Annotated in this window: 1 protein-coding gene; it reads left to right on the top strand. The window is 36.0% G+C overall.

Annotation, left to right across the window (positions count from 1 at the left end):
* Nucleotides 1-217 precede the first annotated feature (217 nt).
* Nucleotides 218-1,219 carry an IS30 family transposase gene (locus BCR25_RS14105; RefSeq protein WP_069664238.1) on the top strand — a complete coding sequence of 334 codons (1,002 nt, stop codon included), beginning with the start codon at nucleotides 218-220 and terminating at the stop codon, nucleotides 1,217-1,219.
* Nucleotides 1,220-1,356 lie beyond the last annotated feature (137 nt).

Genomic DNA, 1,356 nt, shown 5'->3' with positions numbered 1-1,356 from the left:
TACTCTTATATATCAAAAGTAAATGCGACAAAGGGGGAATTCCCATTACCTCTCTATTGTTATTGTTTAAGTGGTTATTTTTGAAGGGAAAAGACAAGGAATTTTCTATTGGTCTTCTTTGTGAATAACACAGTATTATTAAATAACATTTTGTTCCATATACATCCCTTTAGTCATGTATAATTAGAAATAATTATGTATCTGAAGGAGGATTTTTATGGGACAGCTAACAGCAGAAGACAGGGGATTTATTGAAGCAGCATTACTTCAGAATATGTCTGTTTCTAAGATTGCATTACATTTAAATCGGCATAGATCAACAATCTATCGGGAAATAAAACGTAATACCATGAAGCAGGGAAGGGATAGTTGGCTTGGACCAATGCCTTATCAAGCTACTAGTGCCAGTAATTTAACCTCTATGAGGCGTAGGGAGACTAGAAGTAAAAAGAAGACTACGCCACAGTTGCTTAAGAAGATTACGTATTATCTACAGTTGAAATTCTCTCCGGAGCAGATAGCCTTTGGTGTAAAGGGGATTCCGGTGTGTACCAATACAATTTATAACTGGATCTACAATGGAGTCCTTGAATTTGATATAAAAGGGCTCCGCAGAAGAGGACGAAGATACAAAAGAAAACTTGTTCATAAAAAAGAAGCGCAATTTAAGCGGCCAGAGAAAAAATGGTTTGAAGATCATTCCATAGCAAACCGGTCAGTAGCAGCAAATCATAGATTAGAGTTTGGACATTGGGAAGCTGATAGCGTTCTTTCTGTACGTCACTCTACAACTGCATTAGCTACATTCGTAGAGCGACGTACAAGACGTTACAAGACTTATAAAATGGCTAAAAAAACGTCTCATAACATGTATAAAGCTATGTGCCAGCTATTGAAAGATCATCCAGGTGCTGTGAAGTCGATTACCTGTGATCGAGGAAGTGAATTCATCAATCAAGGGTATGTTGGTTTGATTGAGTCTAAAGGTACCAAGATTTACTTAGCGAACGCTTATAGCCCACAAGAACGTGGTTGTAATGAGAATCATAATGGGTTGCTTAGAGAATATTATCCTAAAGGGACTGATTTTTCTAAAGTTGATCAACAGGAGTTGAATCAAGCTGTAGAATCCATTAACAATCGTCCTAGAAAAACACTAAATTGGAAATCCGCTCAATTGGTATTCCACAAAGAATTACGTAAAGCAACGCTTATTTAAATTGGTCTAAACGTTATATTTCACAAAGCATCCAAAGTATTTATAACGGATAAAATATACGGCATTTTTTCATTAACTAGACTAAGGAATGTTATTTTAAAGGACTTTATTTGTCGCATTTGATACTGAAATTCAGC

This window comes from Enterococcus termitis (assembly GCF_001730305.1).
Lineage (GTDB): Bacteria > Bacillota > Bacilli > Lactobacillales > Enterococcaceae > Enterococcus_L > Enterococcus_L termitis.
The sequence above is the reverse complement of the archived record's forward strand: the minus strand, read 5'-3'. Positions and strand labels throughout refer to the sequence as shown.

Coding starts and splice junctions, on each gene's coding strand:
- BCR25_RS14105 (WP_069664238.1), top strand. CDS start 218: ATGGGACAGCTAACAGCAGAAGACAGGGGATTTATTGAAGCAGCATTA.